Consider the following 18,384-nt stretch of genomic DNA (forward strand, 5'->3'; position numbering starts at 1 on the left):
CCCCGCCGCGAGAGGAACCCCATGCCGTACACCCCCGACCTGGACCGGCTGCTGACGCCCGGCGCCCGCTTCGCCGACGAGCACGCCACGTACGTCATGGAGGTGCACCCGGTGGGCGACGTCGTGCTGCCGACGGGGCGGGTGGTCGGCTGCGACCCGGTGGCCTGCCCCGAGGACGAACCGTTCACGGTCGAGGTGACCCCCGGCCGCTACCCGGCGCGGGCGTGGGTCGCCGTGGTCCGGGGCGAGGACACCGAGGCGGACCGGCGGGTGGCCGCCCTCGAACTGGTGATCCACGACGAGCCGGCGGCCCGCTGGGAGATGGCGCTGGTCGGCGACCAGGACGTCGCGGACCTCAAGTCCGACGGCTGGTTCGGCTACGGCGTGGACACCGGCATCGGCACCCTGGCCGACCCCATCGCGCTGGCCGCTCTGGAAACGTGGGACGAGGACGCGGTGACGGACGTGTTCGTCGCAAACGAGCCGTCGGGCGGGCCGGTGCCGGGTCACGTCATCGCGGTGCTCGACGAGACGACCGGGGCCAACGTGGTGACGGTCTGGTCCGGCTGGGGCGACGGCTGCTACGGCACCTGGATCGGGCGTACGGCCGACGGCCGGATCACCTCGTTCGTGACCGACTTCATGGTGGTGCCGGGGCCGGCGTGACCTGTGCGGTGGGAGCGGCCACCGTCGAGGCGGCGCGGTGGGCGGCCGGGCGGGTACCGTGTGCGTCGGCTTTCCCCCCGGCACTCCGATGCCGGCCACCACCTTCGCAGCAGGGAGTCGACGCCGTGAGCGAGCGTACGCAGAACCGGTCCCAGAAGTCGGAGCGGCGGCTGGCCGCCCAGTTGGCCGCCCAGAAGGCGGCCGAGGCGAAGCGCCGCCGGCAGGCCTGGGCCGGCGGGCTCGCCGGGGTCGCCGTCGTCGCGGTGCTGATCACCGTCTTCGTGACGATCGGGCGCAACAGCGACGGCGACAAGGACCAGACGGCCGGCGCCCCCTCGGCGGGCCCGTCCGCCAGTGCCCCCGCCGCCGACACGCCCCCCGCCCCGCAGCTGCCGGAGGGGGCGGATCCGGCCCTGGGCAGCAAGCCGACCGTCGCCGCCGGCAAGGGCGAGCTGAAGAAGCTCACCGTGACCCCGCTGATCAAGGGCACCGGCCCGGCGGTGCAGAAGGGCCAGACGATCACCACGAACTACGTGGGCGTCTTCTACAAGGACGGCAAGGAGTTCGACTCGTCGTGGAACGGCGGGCAGCCGGCGTCCTTCGCCATCGGCGTCGGCCAGGTCATCCCGGGCTGGGACCAGGGCCTCGTCGGGGTGACCGTCGGCAGCCGCGTCCAGCTCGACATCCCGGCCGAGCTGGCGTACGGCACGAACCCTCCCGGCGGCCGTCCGGCCGGCCCGCTGCGCTTCGTGGTGGACGTGCTCGCGGCGCAGTGACCCGTCGGTCCGCCCGTGACCGGTCCGTTGCCCCGGTCGGCCCGTGACCGGCCCGTGCTCGCCGGGTCCGCCCGTGACCGGTCCGTTGCCCCGCGGTAGCGGCCCGGTTCGCCCGGGATGTCGCCCGTTGTTGATGCAGTAGCCCACATGGGGCTTCCGGCCCCTCACCCACTCGCAGTAGGTTCAGCGTCACCCCGGGCGGTCGGCCGTCCGGGGTGACGACCGGACGCGGAGGTGCACGTGACGGCGCTGGACGACGCGGGGCGGGCCGCCCGGGTGATGTGGACGCACTACGAGCCCGTCCACGCGATCACCTACTTCCACCCCCGCGCCCGGGCCGCCTTCGAGGCGGTCGGCCTGCGGGGCTTCTGGCGCGGCTACTTCGCCGGCCGGGCCGCGCCGCTGGGGCCCGCCGAGGCCGCGCCGGTCACGGCGGCGTTCTTCAACTTCGCCCCGCACACCGTGGCGCGGGCGCTGCCGGCCGTCTGGCGGCTGGCCACCCCGGAGGAGGCGCTGCGGGCGCGGCTCACGGGCGCGGTGCAGGCGCTGGCCGAGCTGACCTACGAGCTGCCGGAGTCGCACCTGGTCGAGGCGGCCGAGCTGCTGGAGGCCGCCGCCGCCGAGGCGGAGCCGGCCGGCCGGGTGCTGGGCGCCGCCAACGCCGCCCTGCCGCGCGGCGAGTACCCGCTGGCCCGGCTCTGGCAGGCCGCCACCACGCTGCGCGAGCAGCGCGGCGACGGGCACATCGCCGCGCTGGTCGCGGCCGACCTCGACCCGGTGGAGACGCTGGCCTGGCGGGTCGCGGTCGACATCTCGCCGCTGAACCTGCTCGGGCGCGGCTGGTCGGAGGAGCAGTGGGCCGCCGCCCGCGCCCGGCTGGCCGAGCGGGGCTGGCTGACCCCCGACGGGAAGCCGACCGAGCAGGGTCGGGCCCGGTTCCAGGCGATCGAGGACGCCACCGACGCCGCCGCCGCCCGCCCGTGGCGCACGCTGGGCCCGGAGCGTACGGGTCGGCTACGCGAACTGCTCGAACCGATCGCGCGCGCCGCGCACACCGTCATCCCCGAGGGCAACCCGATCGGCCTGCCCGCCCTGCGGACCTGACCGCCCGCCTGCGCGCTGACCGCCGCCTGCCCGCCTGCTCGCCGCCCTGCCGCCCGCTGACCGCCGCCGCCTGCCCGCTGGCCGCCGATGGGGCAGGATGGGCTCGTGGCGGATGCGGTGATCTTCGACCTGGACGGCGTGATCGTGGACTCCGAGCCGGTGTGGGAGGAGGTCCGGCGGGCGTACGTCGCGGCGCACGGCGGCACCTGGCAGCCCGACACGCAGCGCCGGCTGATGGGCATGAGCACCGGCGAGTGGGCCCGCTACCTCAGCGGTGAGCTGGGCGTCGACCGTAGCCCCGAGCAGGTCGCCACCGAGGTCGTCGAGGAGATGACCCGGCGCTACGCGCAGCGCGTACCGCTGATCGACGGGGCCGACGAGGTCGTACGCCGGCTGGCCGAACGGTGGCCGCTGGGGCTGGCCAGCTCGTCGCCGACGCGGCTGATCGCGGCGGCGCTGGCCGCGACGGGTCTGACCGGGGTGTTCGGCGCCACGCTGTCGACCGAGGAGACCGAACGGGGCAAGCCGGCGCCCGACGTCTACCTGGCGGTCGCCGAGCGGCTGGGCGTCGACCCGGCCCGCTGCGTGGCCGTGGAGGACTCGTCCAACGGCGTACGGTCGGCTGCCGCGGCCAGGATGACGGTGGTCGCGGTGCCGCACGGGACGTACCCGCTCGACCCGGACGCCGAGCGGCTGGCGGCCGTGGTGCTGGACGCCATCGGCGACCTGACCCCGCAGGCCATCGACCGCCTCGGCTAGGCGGCCCACCAGGGCCGCTCGCACACGCCAAGCCCTGACGCGCCAACCGCCAACACCAGCCCAACCCCAGGCCCAGCCCGGCGATCAGGACGCCCTGGACCCTAAAACCGCCCGTTAACGTCCATCGCGTCCTGATCACCGGTGCTCGCACTCGCACGACGCCGCCGTAGGGCGGGGTGCTCGCGTGTTCCCGCCGTGGGCGGTGGGGCTGGTGGCAGGTTGCGTGGCCCGGGCGGCGGCGTCCGGGTGTGGGGCGGCGGGTCGGCATGAGCGGGGATCCGCCGGGTACCGCAGCCGACGGCGCCCCGCCGGGGGCCGCCGGGTGAGGAGACGGGGATGAAGGCGATCGTGTACGAGCGCACCGGCGACGCCTCGGTGCTGCAACTTCTCGACCGGCCGGTGCCGGAGCCCGGCCCCGGCGAGGTCCTGGTGCGGGTGGCCGTGTCGGGGGTGAACCCGACCGACTGGAAGGCGCGCCGGCAGGGGCCGCTGCCCGACGGCTGGCAGACGCCCGGGCAGGACGGCGCGGGGGTGATCGAGGCGGTCGGGGAGGGCGTCGACCGGGACCTGATCGGCGAGCGGGTCTGGCTGTGGGAGGCCGCGTGGCAGCGGCCGTGGGGCACCGCCGCCGAGTACACGGTGGTGCCGGTGCGGCAGGCGGTGCCCCTCGGCGACGCCTCCTTCGACCTGGGGGCCTGCCTGGGCATCCCCTTCCTCACCGCGCACCGCTGCCTGACCGCTGGCGAGTACACCCCGGACCGGCTGCACGCGGGCGCGCTCAGCGACCACACGGTGCTCGTCCAGGGCGGGGCGGGCGCGGTGGGCAACGCGGCCATCCAGCTCGCCCGGTGGGCGGACGCCTGCGTGGTCGCCACGGTCAGCAGCCCGGAGAAGGCGCAGTTGGCGGCGGCGGCCGGGGCGTCCTTCGTGATCGACTACCGGCGGCAGGACGTGGTCGAGGAGGTCCGCAAGATCGCGCCCGACGGGGTGCACACGATCGTCGAGGTCTCGCCGGCACGCAACGCCGCCGTCGACGTCCAACTGCTCCGGCGCGGTGGCGCGGTCTGTGTCTACGCCGACGACGGCGGGGACGAGGTGACCCTGCCGATCCGGCCGTTGATGGCCCCGAACGCGCGGTTCCAGTTCGTGCTCGTCTACACCGAGCCGAAGGCGGCCAAGGCCCAGGCGGTGGTGGACGTGGCGGCTGCGGCGGCGCAGGGCGGGATCCGGGTGGGCGAGGACGCCGGCCTGCCGCTGCACCACCATCCGCTCTCGGCGGCCGGCGCGGCCCACCAGGCGGTGGAGAACGCGGTGGTCGGCAAGGTGCTGATCACGACCAGCGAGAGCGGGTGACGCCCAGCCTCACCGAAAGCCTTCTGAGCTGGGCAAATTTCCCCATAGTGGGCACAGAGGCGAACAAGTTTCGCAACAATGACGGTGCGGGTCACCCGCATGGAGCGGGCGGCCCCGGCGCGGTGCGAACGCCGGGGCCGCCCCTGGGGAGGGATTTCAGGAGTGGTCCCTACCCCGACAGGCGACGGTGCGCCTGAGAACGTTACGGGGCGGTCAGCTCCCGGACACTCAGTTCGCCCCCGGCGTACCGGGAACGGACGACCTTCTTGTCGAACTTGCCGACGCTGGTCTTCGGCACCGCGTCGATGACGGCCCAGCGCTCCGGCAACTGCCAGCGGGCCACCGACCCGGCCAGGAACTCCCGCAGCTCCTCGGCCGTCGCCGACGCCCCCTCGCGGAGCACCACCGTGGCCAGCGGCCGCTCACCCCAGCGCTCGTCGGGCACCCCCACCACGCAGGCCTCCAGCACCGCCGGGTGGGCCATCAGGGCGTTCTCCAGCTCGACCGAGGAGATCCACTCGCCGCCGGACTTGATGACGTCCTTCGCCCGGTCCGTGAGCGTGATGTAGCCGTCCGGCGAGAGGGTGCCGACGTCTCCCGTACGCAGCCAGCCGTCGCGGAACTTCTCCTCGTCGGGCACGTCGTCGCCGACGTACCGGGCGGTCACCCACGGCCCGCGTACCTCCAGCTCGCCGACGGCCGTCCCGTCGGCGGGCAGCGGCTCGCCCAGCGGGCCGACGATGCGGGCCTCGACCCCGGCCGGCACGCGGCCCTGCGTGTAGCGGTAGCGCCAGGCGTCCTCGCCGGTCGCGCCGGCCGGCGGCCGGGAGACCGAGCCCAGGGGGGACATCTCGGTCATCCCCCAGGCGTGGATGACGTCGATGCCGTGCCGGTCGGCGAACGCGTGCATCAGTGCCGGCGGGCAGGCCGAGCCGCCGACGATGACCTCCCGCAGCGAGGAGCTGTCCACGTCGTGGGCGTCCAGGTGGGCCAGCAGGTCGTTCCAGATCGTCGGCACCGCGCCGGCCAGGGTGGGCCGCTCCCCGGCGATCATCTCCGCGATCGGCCCGGCCTGGAGGAACCGGTCCGGCATGATCAGCGACGCCCCGGAGAGGAAGGCCGCGTACGGCAGGCCCCAGGACATCGCGTGGAACATCGGCACGATGGCCAGCTCGCGGTCGGTCGGCCCGAGGCCGAACCCCTCCGGCATGCAGACCTGGAGCGAGTGCAGGTAGATCGAGCGGTGCGAGTAGGCGACGCCCTTCGGGTTGCCGGTGGTCCCCGAGGTGTAGCAGAGGGCGGCGGCGTCGCGCTCGTCCACTTCGGGCCAGTCGAAGACGTCGGGGCGGTCGGCGAGCAGCGCGTCCCAGTGGTGCACCGCGATCCGGTCACCGGCCGCCGCCGTGAGCGGGGCCGGGTCGCCACTGCCGACCACCACCACGTGCCGCACCGTCGTCATCTCGCCGATGACCCGGGCCAGCAGCGGGATGAGCGTCGAGTCGACCAGCACCACCCGGTCCTCGGCGTGGTTGGCGATGTAGGCGACCTGATCCGGGAAGAGCCGGATGTTGAGGGTGTGCAGCACCGCGCCCATGCTGGGCACCGCGAAGTACGCCACCAGGTGCTCCGCGTTGTTCCACATGAAGGTGGCGACCCGCTCGTCGCCGGTGACGCCGCACTCCGCGCGTAGCGCGTGGGCCAGCCGGGCCGCCGTGCGCCCGACCTCGGCGTACGTCATCCGGCGCGGCTCGGCGCCCGTCCAGGTGACCACCTCCGCCGTGCCGTGCACGGTGGCGCCGTGGCCGAGGATCCGGGAAACCTGGAGGGGAGCGTCCATCATCGTGCTACGCATGGGTAACAAAGTAGTGTCGGCGGTCACAGGTTGGGAACCCTGGAATGCCGGTCGACCCCGAACCGGCCCCGTAAATTGTCCGGGTGAGCATCTCCTGGGCCGATTCGTACGTGGGACAACTACGCGCGCTCGCCGGTGACCGGACGCTGATGTTCGTCGGCGCCCGCGCCGTGGTCCGCGACAACGCGGGACGCCTCCTGCTGATCCAGCGCTCCGACAACGGCCAGTGGGCCATGCCCGCCGGTGCGATGGAGCTGGGCGAGTCGATCGCCGACTGCGCCGTCCGCGAGGTACGCGAGGAGACCGGGCTGCGCGCGCTGCGCGTCAGCGCCTTCGCCCTCTACACGGGCCCGGACCGCACCCACACCAACATGTACGGCCACACGTACCAGATCTTCACGACCGCGTTCCGCGTCGACGAGTGGGACGGCGAGCTGGCCCGGATCACGGACGAGACGATCGACGCGGGCTTCTTCCACCGGGCGCAGCTGCCGGCCCCGCTCTCCGCCAGCGTCGCCGAGACCCTCGCCGACCTGGACGTCTTCGAGCAGACCAACCGGCTGATCCTCAAGTAGGGCCGACCCGGCCAGCCTGGGACGCGGGCCGGTGCGCCCGGTCAGAGCATCGTCTGGCTCTTCGCCTCCATCTCGGCGGCGGCCTCCTGCTTCGACTCCTTGGTCAGCGGCTTGCCGCCGGGTGCCGGTCCCTCGCCGCCCAGGCCGTCCGTGCCGCCCGTGGCGCCGCCCGGGCCCGCGCCGCGCAGCTTGTCGTTCGGCAGCGCCAGGGTGACCAGCACCGCCACGATCGCGATCAGGCCGGTGGTCAGGAAGACCAGATGCAGCGACTCGACGAACGCCGCCTGGACGGCCTCGCGCACCGGCGCCGGGAGCGCCAGGATGGTCGCCGGGTCGTTCACCGAGACGTCCGCCCCGCCGCTCGCCGCCACGGCGGCCTGCTGCTGCGGCGGCAGTTGGGCGATCGCGCCCGGCATCCGGTCGGCGAGTTCCGAGGTGAGCCGCGACGACAGCACCGCGCCGAGGATGGCGACGCCGAACGAGCCGCCCAGCGACCGGAAGAACGTCGCCGACGAGGTGCCGGCGCCCAGGTCCCGCATCGACACGGCGTTCTGCACGGCCAGGATCAGCGACTGCATGCAGAGCCCCAGCCCGACGCCGATCACGACCATGTAGCCGAAGGCCAGCCAGAGCGAGGTGTCCACCTCCAGCCGGGTGAACAGCAGCATGCCGACCACCAGCACCGCCGCGCCGACCACCGGGAACCACTTGTAGCGCCCGATGCGGCTCATCGCCCGGCCCGTCAGCACCGAGGTGACGATGACGCCGGCCATCATCGGCAGCATCAGCAGGCCGCTGCGGGTCGGCGAGGCGCCCCGCACGATCTGGAGGTAGAGCGGGATGAAGATGATCGAGCCGAACATCACCAGGCCGAGCACGAAGCCGGCCGAGTTGGCCAGCGCGAACGTGGCGCTGCGGAACAGCCGCAGCGGCAGGATCGGCTCGGCCACCCGCGCCTCCTGGAGCACGAAGAGCACGGCGAGCACCGCGCCCGCCACGAAGAGGCCGACGATCACCCCGGAGCCCCACGCGTACTCGTTGCCGCCCCAGCTCAGCGCGAGCAGCAGGCAGCTCACCCCGGCGACCAGCAGCGCCGCGCCGACCCAGTCGATCGAGTGGTCGCGCCGGGTGAACGGGATCAGCCGCAGCACCCGGGAGCACACGACGAGCGCCAGGATCCCCAGCGGCACGTTGATGTAGAAGATCCACCGCCAGTCGGTCTCGGCGAAGTAGCCGCCGACCAGCGGGCCGGCGACCGAGGAGAGGCCGAAGACCGCCCCGAACAGGCCCTGGTAGCGACCGCGCTCCCGGGGCGAAACCACGTCCGAGATGATGGTGAACGCGAGCGTCATCAGGCCGCCGGCGCCGAGGCCCTGGACCCCCCGGGTGACGATGAGCTGGGTCATGTCCTGCGACAGGCCGGCCAGCAGCGAGCCGAGCAGGAACGTGCCGATGGAGAAGAGGAAGACGGGGCGTCGCCCGTACAGGTCGGCCATCTTGCCGTAGAGCGGCGTCGAGGCCGTGGAGGCGAGCAGGTACGCGGTGACCACCCACGAGTAGTGGTTGATCCCGCCCAGCTCACCGACGATGGTCGGCAGCGCGGTGCCGACGATGGTCTGGTCGAGCGCGGCCAGCAGCATGCCGGTCATCAGGCCGAACATCAGCAGCCGGATCTGCCGCCCGCCGAGTGTCGGGGCTTGCGTGGTCATCCCGCCTCCTTTCCCCGCCCACCCGAGACATGCGCGAGGAACGGCGTACACCTCGTCGGTCGTGGGTCGGCGCCGTTGCGGGCCACCGATCCCACGACCGACGACCGGTCAGCGGGACGAGTGCGGGCCCTCGGCGAACTCTTCGACGATCCTGGCACAGAAGGCCGGCAGGTCGTCCGGCTTACGGCTACTGACCAGGTTGCCGTCCGTGACGACCTGCTCGTCGACCCAGGTGGCGCCGGCGTTCGTCAGGTCGGTGCGCAGGCTGGGCCAGGAGGTGACCCGGCGGCCCCGCACCACGTCCGCCTCGATGAGCGTCCACGGCCCGTGGCAGATCACCCCCACCGGCTTGCCGGCGTCGAAGAACGCCCGCACGAAGCGCACCGCGTCCGGATCGGCCCGCAGGAAGTCCGGGTTCGCGACCCCGCCGGGCAGCACCAGCGCGTCGTAGCCGCCGGCGTCCGCGTCGGCCGCGGTCACGTCCACGTCGTACGCCTTGGACTGGTCCAGGTGGTTGAAGGACCGGATCGTGCCGGGCTTGAGCGAGACCAGTTCCACCGTGGCGCCGGCCTGCTCCACCGCCTCGCGGGGCTGGACGTACTCGACCTCCTCGACGCCGTCGGCGGCCAGGAACGCGATCCGCTTGCCCTGAAGTGTCGTCGCTGCCATGTCGGTGTCTCTCCTCTCCGGGGTACCGTCCGTCCCTTCCCGGGGCCCGGTGCCCGAAACCCCGTCCCGGGGGCGGCAGGTGTGCGACCCGTCCCCGGTGGCGGCAGGTTTGGCCCGGATGCCCCGGGGGACCCGGGACGGCATGGCAGGAGGAGCAGCGGAACAGCGCCGGCTCGCCGCGGTGGTGGAGGGCTGGCTCGGGCGTCCCGTCCTGGTCGTCGGTGACGCCATGCTCGACGAGTGGCGGTTCGCCGAGTCCGACCGGCTCTGCCGGGAGGCGCCCGCCCCGGTCCTCACCCTGCGCCGGCGGATCTCCGCGGCCGGCGGGGCGGCGAACACCGCCGTCAACGTCGCCGCGCTCGGCGGTCGGGCGGTGCTGGTGGCGCCGGTGGGCGCCGACGTGGCCGGCGACGAACTGCACGACTGTCTGGACCGGGCCGGCGTCTGGGACCGTACGGTCGCCCAGCCGGGCCGGCCCACGCCGGTCAAGCGGCGCATGCTGGCGGGCAACCAGATCCTGCTCCGGGAGGACTCCGGCGACGCCGACGACGCGCTCGACGACGACGGGGTGGCCCGGCTGCTCACCGCGCTGGACTGCGCCACCGAGGAGCTGCGCGCCGCCGGCGGCGAGGCGCCCACCCTGGTGGTCTGCGACTACGGTCTGGGCGCGCTGTCCGCCGCCGTACGCGCCTGGCTGGTGACCCACCGGGAGCGGTACGCCACGGTGGCACTCGACGCCCACGACCTGGCGGACTGGCGCGGCCTGGCGCCGACCGTGGTGACCCCCAGCTTCGCCGAGGCGACCCGGCTGCTCGCCCGGGCCGCCGGAACCCGGCCGGCCCCCGGTGCCGGGCTGCACCTGGACCACCCCGACGGCGACCCGGCCGACGGCCCCTCCGAACTCACGGTGGGCGTCGCCCCGGGTGGCACCCTGGCGCACCACGCCGCCCACCGCCCCGGCCCGACGAACCCGACCGGTGAGCCGACGGCCGGTGAGGGCCGGGTGGCGATGACCGGCGACGGGCTCACCGTGACCGGCACCGGTGTCACCGTGAACGCCACGGCCGGCGAGGGGGTCGACCGGGCCGTCCTCGCCGAGTCCCGCCTCGCCGAGCTGCGCGCGCACACCGGCGCGGACGTGGTGGCGGTGACCCTGGACACCGAAGGCGCGGTGGTCGGTGGGGCGGACGGCGAGCCCCGACGCAGCCACAGCACCCCGGTGCCGGCCAGCCACGCGGTCGGGGCGGGCGACGCGTACCTGGCGGCGATGACGCTCGCGCTGGCCGCCGACGCGCCGCTGCCCACCGCCGCCCAGCTGGCCCAGCTCGCCGCCACCATCACCGTCTCGGACACCGGCACCTGCGTGTGCCGCCGGGAGGACCTGCTCGTGGCGCTGGACGCGCCGGTCGGGCGGGCGGGCCACCGGGCGCTGGTCGGCACCGACGAGCTGGCGGCGATCGTCGCGGAGCATCGCCGGGCGGGCCGGGCCATCGTCTTCACCAACGGCTGCTTCGACGTGCTGCACCGGGGCCACGTGCGCTACCTGGAGCAGGCCCGCGCGCTCGGCGACCTGCTGGTGGTGGCGGTCAACTCCGACGGCAGCGTACGCCGGCTGAAGGGCCCGGACCGGCCGGTGAACCCGGTCGAGGACCGCATCGCCCTGCTCGCCGCGCTGGCCTGCGTCGACCACGTGGTGGTCTTCGAGGAGGACTCCCCGGCGGAGCTGATCGAGACGGTCCGCCCCGACGTGTACGTCAAGGGCGGCGACTACCCGCCGGAGATGGTGCCGGAGGCGCCGCTGGTGCGCCGGCTCGGCGGGCAGGTCCGCACCCTCGGGTACGTACCCGACCGGTCCACCTCGGCGATCATCGACCGGATCCGGGCGCACGCTCAGGAGCCGCAGGAGGAGGACACCTCCCTGACGCCCGAACCGTCGTGAACCGCCCGCTCGACCCCGGCACGGCCGACGGGTTCCGCGCGCCACGGCTGCTCGACGTGCTGATCCCGACCCGCAACCGCCCCGCCGAACTGGCGGTCACCCTCTCCGGGCTGGCCGCCCAGGAGGACGTACCCGGCTTCGGGGTGGTGGTCAGCGACCAGTCCGACGGCGACGCCGCGTACCGGCACCCGGCGGCGGCCACCCTGGTCCGGGCGCTGCGCCACCGGGGGCACCCCGTGCTGCTGACCCGCCGGCTGCCCCGGCGCGGGCTGGCCGAGCACCGGGCGTACCTGCTGGCCGCCTCCGCCGCCCGGTACGTGCTCTGCCTCGACGACGACGTCTGGCTGGAGCCGGGCGCGCTGCGCCGGCTGGTCACCGCCCTCGACGAGCTGGGCTGTGGCTTCGTCGGCAACGCGGTGCACGGGCTGTCGTACGCCGACGACGTCCGGCCGGAGACGCACCGGCACTACGAGGAGTGGACCGGCCCGCCCACCCCGGAGCGGATCCGCCCGGGCACCCCGCAGTGGGAACGGGCGTCGATCCACTCGGCCGCGAACCTGCTGCACGTCACCCGCCGGCTGGACCTGCCGGCGGGGGCCTGGCGGGCGTACCGGGTGTCCTGGATCGGCGGCTGCGTGCTCTACGACCGGCAGAAACTGCTCGACTCCGGCGGGTTCGACTTCTGGCGGCGGGTGCACGAGAAGCACCAGGGCGAGGACGTCGCCGCGCAGCTCGCCGTGCTGGCGCGCTTCGGCGGCGCCGGCGTCCTGCCCAGCGGCGCATACCACCTGGAGTCGCCGACCACGGTCACCGAGCGCGACGTGGAGGCGTGGGAGGTCGTCCTCGCCGAGGAGGAGTCGACGCAACGGGCCTGAGACCGACGCGGGGGCCCGGCCGCGCGGCGGCGGCGCCCGACAGACGCCGGCGCTCAGGGGGCGCCGGGTTCCGGGCGGAGCAGTTCCCGGGCCGCCTCCACGACCTCGACGACCGGCACGTCGGTGACGAAGGAGTCCCGGTGGGGGCACTCACCGTCGCCGGGACGGTGCGGGTAGATGCCCGGGGTGCAGTCCACCCCGCAGACCGGGCAGAGCACCGTCCACGAGCTGATCGGCCGGTGCCGGCCGCGCAGCAGGTTCGCCACCGTGATCAGGTTGCCGACCCAGTAGACGCCGACGGTCGCGGTGCCCACGGCGGCGGCCAGGTGCAGCGGGCCGGTGTCGTTGGAGACCACCAGCTCGCAGCCGGCGTAGCAACCGGCCAGCCCGCCGAGGCTGAGCGTGCCCACCTGCGGCCGGAGGGGCACCCCGGCCGCCCCGACCACCCGGTCCACCACCTCCTGCTCGGCGGGGGTGCCGGTGACCAGCACCTCGTACCCGTCGCCGACCAGCTCGCGGGCCACCTCCGCGAAGCGTTCGGCGGGCCAGCGCCGGCGGGTGTCCGTGGCGCCGGGGTGCAGCGCCACCCTGGGCCGCCGTGCCGGGCCGAGCACCTCGTCGGCCTCGGCCCGGTCGGCGTCGGTCACGGCCAAGGTCGGGACCATGGTGGTGGCGCCCGCCCCGACCAGTCCAGCCACCTCCAGGTAGCGGATCACCTCGTGCTGGTAGTAGACGTACCGGATCCAGCGGTCCAGCGGCGGCGCCTCCTCGGCGCGCAGCCCGGCGGTGACCCGCGCGCCGAGGGCGGCGACGAACGGGTTGGAGTTGGCGCCGCCGCCGTGCAGTTGCAGCGCCAGATCGAAGCGTTCCCGGCGGGCCGCGGCGAGGAAGTCGTCCGGCGCCGACTCCGGCTCGCCCGGATCGGGGCCGCGGATCCCCGGCGCGGGCGGCACCACCAGCACGCGGTCCACCGGCCCGGGCCGGTCGCGCCAGAGCTTCGCGTGCCACGGCGCGCCGAGCAGCACGATCTCCGCCTTCGGGTACGCGGCCCGCAACGCGTCCAGCGCCGGCAGGACGAAGATGAAGTCACCGAGCGCGTTGGCGCGCAGCACGGCGATCCGCTCGACGTCGGGCACGCGCCCGGTCGCCGGGCCGAGCAGGTCCGGGGTGGCCACGCGGCTCGTTACGGCCGGTCGGTCTCGTCGAGGGCGATGTCCGGGCGGTGCATCTCCCGGTCCGCCGCCGGGTCGACGACGGTCGGCGTACCCCCGGCGGGGCCGGCGGACCGGGGCCCGGTGCGGCCGACGGTGATGGAGCGCGGCGCGGGCCGGGCGGCCCTGGGCAGTCGCACCCGGAGCAGGCCGTGGTCCATGACCGCGTCGATGGCGTCGGGGTCCACCCGGGACGGCAGGTCGACGCGGTACTCGAAGCCCCGGGTCTCGAAGCCGCCGGGGATGCCGTGGTCGGCGTTGACCTCGGCCTCGGAGCGGGCCCGGACGCAGAGCTCGCGGTCGTCCAACTCGACCGCCACCTCCTCCGGCGCCACGCCGGGCAGCCGCACCACGACCTCCCAGCCTTCGGCGGTCTCGCTCAGCTCGACGTCCGACGACCCGGTCCGGCCGCCGACCAGCCGGCGCAGCTCCGACCGCAGCGACTGGAGTTCGCCCATCGGGTCCCAGCCCTGCTGCCGACCGCGCCAACTCCGGCCGGACCCGCCGCTCTGCTCGCTCATGACGCCCCTCCGCTGATGACTCGCTCGCTCAAGACGGCCCTCCCCCGCGCCCCGCCCCGCTCATCGGGCCTCGCCGATCCGCTGGGTGGCCGCCGGAGGCCTCAGCGAGCTGGGCGCGTCCAGTCCGGCCTCGCGGTCCACGCCGACACCGAGCCGGTCCACCAGTTCCCCGCCCAGCCAGGCGCTGACGCCGAGGATCGCCAGCGCGACCACCTCGATGGCGATCAGCGCGCCGCCGGCAGCCCGGGAGTCGGCGTTGAGCCGGACCACCCAGACCGCGGCGAAGAGCAGGATCACCGCCACGTTGGCGGCGGCGTGGGTCAGCGCCACCCGCTTCGCGCGGGTGCCCGACGGGATGGCCAGCAGGTCGAACGTCCCGGCCGCCGCGGCCAGCAGGCCGCCGATCAGGCCGACGGTGATGTTCCAGTACGCGACCTCGCCGAGGAAGTCCGGCCCGCCCACGGTGTCCACCAGGTCGAACAGGACCGCCGTGACCAGCAGGCCGACCGGGAACATGACCAGCATCGGGTGGACGGGGTGACCCAGCACCTTGAGTCGGCTCTCCATCGGGCCTCCACTGCTCGGTCTCTCCGGGCGGGTCGGGTGAGGCGGTACCCCCGGCCCGGAGGGACAAACCTCGCGCTGGTCGCGCTCTCCTAGGCTCATGGGCGGCGGGTACGCCGCCACCGGGGTCAACGCACGGGGGAGGATCACGTGACGGTGGAGATCACCTCGCACGAGGAACTGCGCGAGCTGCTGGGAACACCCATGCCGCGCGCGCTGACCAAGGAGCGGCCCGTCCTGCACCAACGGGACCGGGACTGGCTGGCCGCCTCACCGTTCTGCCTGGTGGCGACGGCGGGCGCGGACGGCAGCTGCGACGTCTCGCCGAAGGGCGACCCGCCCGGCTTCGCGCTGGTGCTGGACGAGCGGACCATCGCCATCCCGGAGCGGCCGGGCAACCGGCGCGCCGACGGCTACCGCAACATCCTGGACAACCCGCACGTCGGGTTGATCTTCCTGATTCCCGGGCGCACCGACACGCTGCGGATCAACGGCCGGGCCCGGTTGGTGCGCGACGCCCCGTGGTTCGACGACATGGTGGTCAAGGGGCACCGGCCGGTCCTCGCCGTGGTGGTGGAGATCGAGCAGATCTTCTACCACTGCGCGAAGGCGTTCCTGCGCTCCGAGCTGTGGCAGCCGGAGAGCTGGCAGCCGGACGTACTGCCGTCCCGGGCCCAGCTGATCAAGGAGGTCGAGAACCCGGCGGAGAGCCTGGCCGACCTGGAACGCCACTACGGCCCGCAATACGCCACCACCATCTACACCTGACGCCTCCCGACAGGGGACGCCCTCCCCCAGTTGGTCCCCTGGTGATCAGGACGCCATGGACGCTACCGGGCGCTTTTGCGTCCGTGGCGTCCTGATCACCTCTGGCTGATGCGGTGGTGGGCGGCCTCTGGCGGGGGTGGGGTGGTGGGCGATGTGTGGGTGGGCGGCCGGGGCATTGCTAAAGGATTCTTTATAAAGATAGCTTTAGGGTATGTCGCTACCCGAGGTGAAGCTCTCCGACCCCAAGGCCCTGCGCGGGTACGCGCACCCGCTGCGGATGGCGCTGATCGGGCTGCTGCGCCAGCAGGGCCCGATGACCGCGACCCAGGCTGCCGAGCGGCTCGGCGAGAGCGTGCCGAACTGCTCGTTCCACCTCCGGCAGCTCGCCAAGTACGGGCTCGCCGAACGGGTACCCGGCGCCGACGCCCGCGAGCGGCCCTGGCGGGCCACCGCCCTGAACACCTCCTGGGACGACGCCTCGGACGACCCGCAGACCCGCGCAGCCGTCGACGAACTGAGCGCCGTCCAGCTCGCCCTCTACGTCCGCAAGGCCGAGGAGTTCCTGTCCCGGCGCGCCGAGGAGTCGACGGCCTGGCGGGCGGTCACCGGTTTCGCCGACCGGCCGGTCTACGCCACGGTCGACGAGATGGCCGCGCTGAGGGCACGCATCGACGCCCTGCTCACCGAGTACGACGACCGGATCGCCGACCCCGCGAAGCGTCCCGCCGGCAGCCGGAAGGTCAGCCTCATCCACCTGGCGCTCCTCGCCGACCCGCCACCGGGTGCCCGCGACCTCGGTGAGCAGGAGGGCGACCGGTGAGCGGTCAGGCGACCGGCACCCCGGTTGCCGCCCCGCCCGGCGCTCCCGCCCGGCACGGCCCGCTGCCCCGGCTGCTGCGCGAGCGCGTGTTCCGTCGGTACTGGTCGGCGCAGACCGTCTCGTACTTCGGCGACGAGATCTCCACCCTGGCCCTGCCGCTGCTGGCCGTGCTGGTCTTCGAGGCGACCCCGGCCGAGATGGGCTACCTGACCGCCGCCGCGCTCACCCCGAACCTGCTCTTCTCGCTGCTCGCCGGCGCCTGGGTCGACCGGTACCCGTACAAGCGCCGACTCATGATCCTGACGGACCTCGGGCGGGCGCTGCTGCTAACCGCCGTGCCGGTGGCGTACGTGCTGGACCTGCTGACGATGCCGCAGCTCTACCTGGTGGCCTTCGCGGTCGGCACGCTCGCCGTCATCTTCGAGGTCGCCCGGGGGCCGCTCTTCGTCTCCGTCGTCGGGCGCGCCGACTACGTCGAGGCGAACACCCTGATCAACGGCAGCCGGGCGATGTCGCTGGTGGCCGGGCCGAGCATCGGCGGCGTCCTGGTGCAGGTGCTCACCGCCCCGATCGCCCTGATCGCCGACGCGCTGTCGTACGTCGTGTCCGCGTACTTCCTGGTGCGGATCCGGCCGACGGAGCCGGCGCCCGCGCGCGGTGGCGGGCTGGCCCTCGGCGCCGGGCTGGGGTTCATCGCGCGGACGCCGATGATGCGCGCGCTCCTGCTCGGCACCACCACCGTCAACCTGTTCAACTTCATGTTCATCGCGCTCTTCGTGCTCTACGCGACGCAGGAACTCGGTCTCGCGCCCGGCCTGCTGGGCGCGGTGCTGGGCGCGAGCGCGGTGGGCGGCCTGATCGGCGCGGCGCTGACGGGCCGGCTGGTGCGCCGCTTCGGCGTCGGACCGACGCTGCTGGCCGGCTTCGTCCTCTTTCCCGCCCCCATGCTGCTCGTCCCCCTCGCCGACGGGCCCACACCGATGGTGGTCGGGATGCTCTTCGCCGCCGAGTTCCTCTCCGCCCTCGGGGTGATGCTGCTCGACATCACGGTCGGCTCGGTGCAGACCGCGCTGACCCCGGAGGCGCTGCTGGCCCGCGTGGCCGGGGCGCGGCGCACCGTCAACTACGGCATCCGGCCGATCGGCGCGCTGCTCGGCGGCGCGCTCGGCAGCACCCTCGGCGTACGGCCGGCGTTGTGGATCGCGACGGCGGGCGCGCTGGCCGGGGTGCTGTGGGTCGCCTTCTCGCCGGTACGCCGTTTACGCGGGCTCCCCGAACAGGCCGACTGAACGGCCCGGGTCGCGGTGCGCCGCAGGCCGTCCGATGTGGACGGGGGCTGGCCCGGTGATGGCGCGTCGCGGCAATGTCGGTAGGTCCGGCGATTGAGCGTCCCCGGCCGGGGTAGGAGTTTCGTTGACGATGACGGCTCTACCTGCCGAACGAGAAACGGTTCGACCTGACGAGGAGGATTACCCGTGACCACGAAGGTCGAGAAGTCCATCGAAGTACAGGTTCCGGTCAGCACCGCGTACAACCAGTGGACGCAGTTCGAGGAGTTCCCCCGCTTCATGGGGGGCGTGCGTGAGGTCCGCCAGCTCGACGACAGGCGGATGCACTGGGTCGCCGAGATCGGTGGTGTCCAGCGCGAGTGGGACGCCAAGGTCCTGGAGCAGGTCCCCGACCAGAAGGTGGCCTGGGCGGCCACCGAGGGCGTGACCAACGCCGGCGCGGTCTACTTCCAGCCCGTCGACGCCGACCGCACCGTGGTGCGGCTGCACCTGGAGTACGAGCCCGAGGGCCTGCTCGAGAAGGCCGGCGACAAGCTCAACATCATCGAGCGTCAGGCCGAATCCGACCTGCGGAAGTTCAAGACGTACATCGAGGAGCGGGGCGTCGAGACCGGCGCCTGGCGCGGCTCGGTCGACAGCAGCCTCGGTGTCGGCACCCCGGGCGTCGAGCACGCCGCGGCCACCCGCGGTGACAGTGGCAGCGCCGGTGTGTCCGGCAAGGCCGTGGCGGCGGGCGCCGCCGTGGCCGGAGCCGCCGCGGCTGCCGGAGCCGCAACGGCGGCGAAGCGCCGCAGCGACGCCGACGACCGGCCGGCCACCACGACGACCGAGACGGAGTACGTGGTGACCGAGGTCGAGGTCGTGCCGGAGCCCGGCACCACCGGCTACCCGCACCGCACCCTCTGATCTCCCCGCACGCCTGCCCCTGTCAGCG

Annotated in this window: 16 protein-coding genes and 2 pseudogenes; 12 read left to right on the forward strand and 6 right to left on the reverse strand. The window is 74.0% G+C overall.

Annotation, left to right across the window (positions count from 1 at the left end; genetic code table 11):
- The first annotated feature begins 21 nt into the window (after positions 1-21).
- The 5 genes and pseudogenes from AC5L34_RS04085 (at position 22) to AC5L34_RS04105 (ending at position 4,658) form a co-directional block, all read left to right on the forward strand.
- Entirely contained in the window at positions 22-666 is a 645-nt protein-coding gene (locus AC5L34_RS04085; protein ID WP_494823831.1) for a DUF4241 domain-containing protein, read from the forward strand.
- Positions 667-754: 88 nt separating this feature from the next.
- A pseudogene (locus tag AC5L34_RS04090) lies at positions 755-1,442 on the forward strand (FKBP-type peptidyl-prolyl cis-trans isomerase).
- A gap of 279 nt (positions 1,443-1,721) precedes the next feature.
- The gene (locus tag AC5L34_RS04095) at positions 1,722-2,546 is read left to right on the forward strand and encodes an SCO6745 family protein (protein ID WP_494824177.1); all 825 of its coding nucleotides are present in this window, start codon (positions 1,722-1,724) and stop codon (positions 2,544-2,546) included.
- A 105-nt stretch (positions 2,547-2,651) separates the two neighbouring features.
- Positions 2,652-3,305: an HAD family hydrolase gene (locus AC5L34_RS04100; protein ID WP_357661376.1), complete on the forward strand. Its 654-nt coding sequence runs from the start codon at positions 2,652-2,654 to the stop codon at positions 3,303-3,305.
- 336 nt (positions 3,306-3,641) lie between these two features.
- Positions 3,642-4,658, forward strand: coding sequence for an NADPH:quinone reductase (locus AC5L34_RS04105; RefSeq protein WP_441173488.1), 1,017 nt, complete (start codon positions 3,642-3,644; stop codon positions 4,656-4,658).
- 202 nt (positions 4,659-4,860) lie between these two features.
- Here the strand turns inward: AC5L34_RS04105 and AC5L34_RS04110 are convergent, their stop codons facing one another.
- On the reverse strand, positions 4,861-6,495 hold the full coding sequence (locus tag AC5L34_RS04110; RefSeq protein ID WP_494824179.1) for a fatty acid--CoA ligase: 1,635 nt from the start codon (positions 6,493-6,495) through the stop codon (positions 4,861-4,863).
- Between the two features lie 98 nt (positions 6,496-6,593).
- Here AC5L34_RS04110 and AC5L34_RS04115 point away from each other — a divergent pair, with 98 nt between their 5' ends.
- Positions 6,594-7,085 carry an NUDIX domain-containing protein gene (locus AC5L34_RS04115; RefSeq protein WP_089002349.1) on the forward strand — a complete coding sequence of 164 codons (492 nt, stop codon included), beginning with the start codon at positions 6,594-6,596 and terminating at the stop codon, positions 7,083-7,085.
- Between the two features lie 41 nt (positions 7,086-7,126).
- Here AC5L34_RS04115 and AC5L34_RS04120 read toward each other — a convergent pair whose 3' ends face one another.
- Together AC5L34_RS04120 and AC5L34_RS04125 are read right to left on the reverse strand one after the other, a co-directional pair.
- Positions 7,127-8,794: an MDR family MFS transporter gene (locus AC5L34_RS04120; RefSeq protein WP_494823832.1), complete on the reverse strand. Its 1,668-nt coding sequence runs from the start codon at positions 8,792-8,794 to the stop codon at positions 7,127-7,129.
- A gap of 108 nt (positions 8,795-8,902) precedes the next feature.
- A complete protein-coding gene (locus tag AC5L34_RS04125) occupies positions 8,903-9,463 on the reverse strand; it encodes a type 1 glutamine amidotransferase domain-containing protein (protein ID WP_441173490.1) in 561 nt (186 codons plus the stop codon).
- Positions 9,464-9,605: 142 nt separating this feature from the next.
- Between AC5L34_RS04125 and rfaE2 the strand changes: the two genes are divergently transcribed.
- Together rfaE2 and AC5L34_RS04135 are read left to right on the forward strand one after the other, a co-directional pair.
- Positions 9,606-11,402 carry a D-glycero-beta-D-manno-heptose 1-phosphate adenylyltransferase gene (gene rfaE2 / locus AC5L34_RS04130; RefSeq protein WP_441174056.1) on the forward strand — a complete coding sequence of 599 codons (1,797 nt, stop codon included), beginning with the start codon at positions 9,606-9,608 and terminating at the stop codon, positions 11,400-11,402.
- A complete protein-coding gene (locus AC5L34_RS04135) occupies positions 11,399-12,277 on the forward strand; it encodes a glycosyltransferase family 2 protein (RefSeq protein ID WP_494823833.1) in 879 nt (292 codons plus the stop codon). Before rfaE2 ends, AC5L34_RS04135 begins: the two co-directional genes overlap by 4 nt.
- Positions 12,278-12,330: 53 nt before the next feature.
- Here the strand turns inward: AC5L34_RS04135 and AC5L34_RS04140 are convergent, their stop codons facing one another.
- The 3 genes from AC5L34_RS04140 to AC5L34_RS04150 are packed head-to-tail and all read right to left on the reverse strand — an operon-like array spanning position 12,331 to position 14,576.
- Positions 12,331-13,452, reverse strand: a complete 1,122-nt coding sequence (locus AC5L34_RS04140; RefSeq protein ID WP_494823834.1) for a glycosyltransferase family 9 protein — start codon at positions 13,450-13,452, stop codon at positions 12,331-12,333.
- A gap of 8 nt (positions 13,453-13,460) precedes the next feature.
- Positions 13,461-14,009, reverse strand: coding sequence for an Hsp20/alpha crystallin family protein (locus AC5L34_RS04145; protein ID WP_441173493.1), 549 nt, complete (start codon positions 14,007-14,009; stop codon positions 13,461-13,463).
- 60 nt (positions 14,010-14,069) lie between these two features.
- The gene (locus tag AC5L34_RS04150) at positions 14,070-14,576 is read right to left on the reverse strand and encodes a DUF2231 domain-containing protein (RefSeq protein WP_441173494.1); all 507 of its coding nucleotides are present in this window, start codon (positions 14,574-14,576) and stop codon (positions 14,070-14,072) included.
- A 147-nt stretch (positions 14,577-14,723) separates the two neighbouring features.
- On the opposite strand from AC5L34_RS04150, the gene AC5L34_RS04155 reads away from it, so the two are divergent.
- The 4 genes and pseudogenes from AC5L34_RS04155 to AC5L34_RS04170 form a co-directional block, all read left to right on the forward strand.
- Positions 14,724-15,341, forward strand: a complete 618-nt coding sequence (locus AC5L34_RS04155) for a pyridoxamine 5'-phosphate oxidase family protein (protein WP_441173495.1) — start codon at positions 14,724-14,726, stop codon at positions 15,339-15,341.
- A gap of 211 nt (positions 15,342-15,552) precedes the next feature.
- Positions 15,553-16,161, forward strand: a complete 609-nt coding sequence (locus tag AC5L34_RS04160; RefSeq protein ID WP_441173496.1) for a winged helix-turn-helix domain-containing protein — start codon at positions 15,553-15,555, stop codon at positions 16,159-16,161.
- Positions 16,158-17,450, forward strand: a complete 1,293-nt coding sequence (locus AC5L34_RS04165) for an MFS transporter (RefSeq protein WP_494823835.1) — start codon at positions 16,158-16,160, stop codon at positions 17,448-17,450. The genes AC5L34_RS04160 and AC5L34_RS04165 overlap by 4 nt, the downstream gene beginning before the upstream one ends.
- Positions 17,451-17,636: 186 nt before the next feature.
- Positions 17,637-18,086, forward strand: a pseudogene (locus tag AC5L34_RS04170) (SRPBCC family protein); the annotation flags it as partial.
- Between the last annotated feature and the right edge of the window lie 298 nt (positions 18,087-18,384).

Source organism: Micromonospora sp. ZG13, assembly GCF_059359355.1.

Excerpts from the sequence above, each read along its gene's own strand:
- AC5L34_RS04085 (WP_494823831.1), top strand. The coding sequence starts at position 22 with ATGCCGTACACCCCCGACCTGGACCGGCTGCTGACGCCCGGCGCCCGC.
- AC5L34_RS04095 (WP_494824177.1), top strand. The coding sequence starts at position 1,722 with ATGTGGACGCACTACGAGCCCGTCCACGCGATCACCTACTTCCACCCC.
- AC5L34_RS04105 (WP_441173488.1), top strand. The coding sequence starts at position 3,642 with ATGAAGGCGATCGTGTACGAGCGCACCGGCGACGCCTCGGTGCTGCAA.
- AC5L34_RS04110 (WP_494824179.1), bottom strand. The coding sequence starts at position 6,495 with ATGGACGCTCCCCTCCAGGTTTCCCGGATCCTCGGCCACGGCGCCACC.
- AC5L34_RS04120 (WP_494823832.1), bottom strand. The coding sequence starts at position 8,794 with ATGACCACGCAAGCCCCGACACTCGGCGGGCGGCAGATCCGGCTGCTG.
- AC5L34_RS04125 (WP_441173490.1), bottom strand. The coding sequence starts at position 9,463 with ATGGCAGCGACGACACTTCAGGGCAAGCGGATCGCGTTCCTGGCCGCC.
- rfaE2 (WP_441174056.1), top strand. The coding sequence starts at position 9,606 with ATGGCAGGAGGAGCAGCGGAACAGCGCCGGCTCGCCGCGGTGGTGGAG.
- AC5L34_RS04145 (WP_441173493.1), bottom strand. The coding sequence starts at position 14,009 with ATGAGCGAGCAGAGCGGCGGGTCCGGCCGGAGTTGGCGCGGTCGGCAG.
- AC5L34_RS04150 (WP_441173494.1), bottom strand. The coding sequence starts at position 14,576 with ATGGAGAGCCGACTCAAGGTGCTGGGTCACCCCGTCCACCCGATGCTG.
- AC5L34_RS04160 (WP_441173496.1), top strand. The coding sequence starts at position 15,553 with ATGTCGCTACCCGAGGTGAAGCTCTCCGACCCCAAGGCCCTGCGCGGG.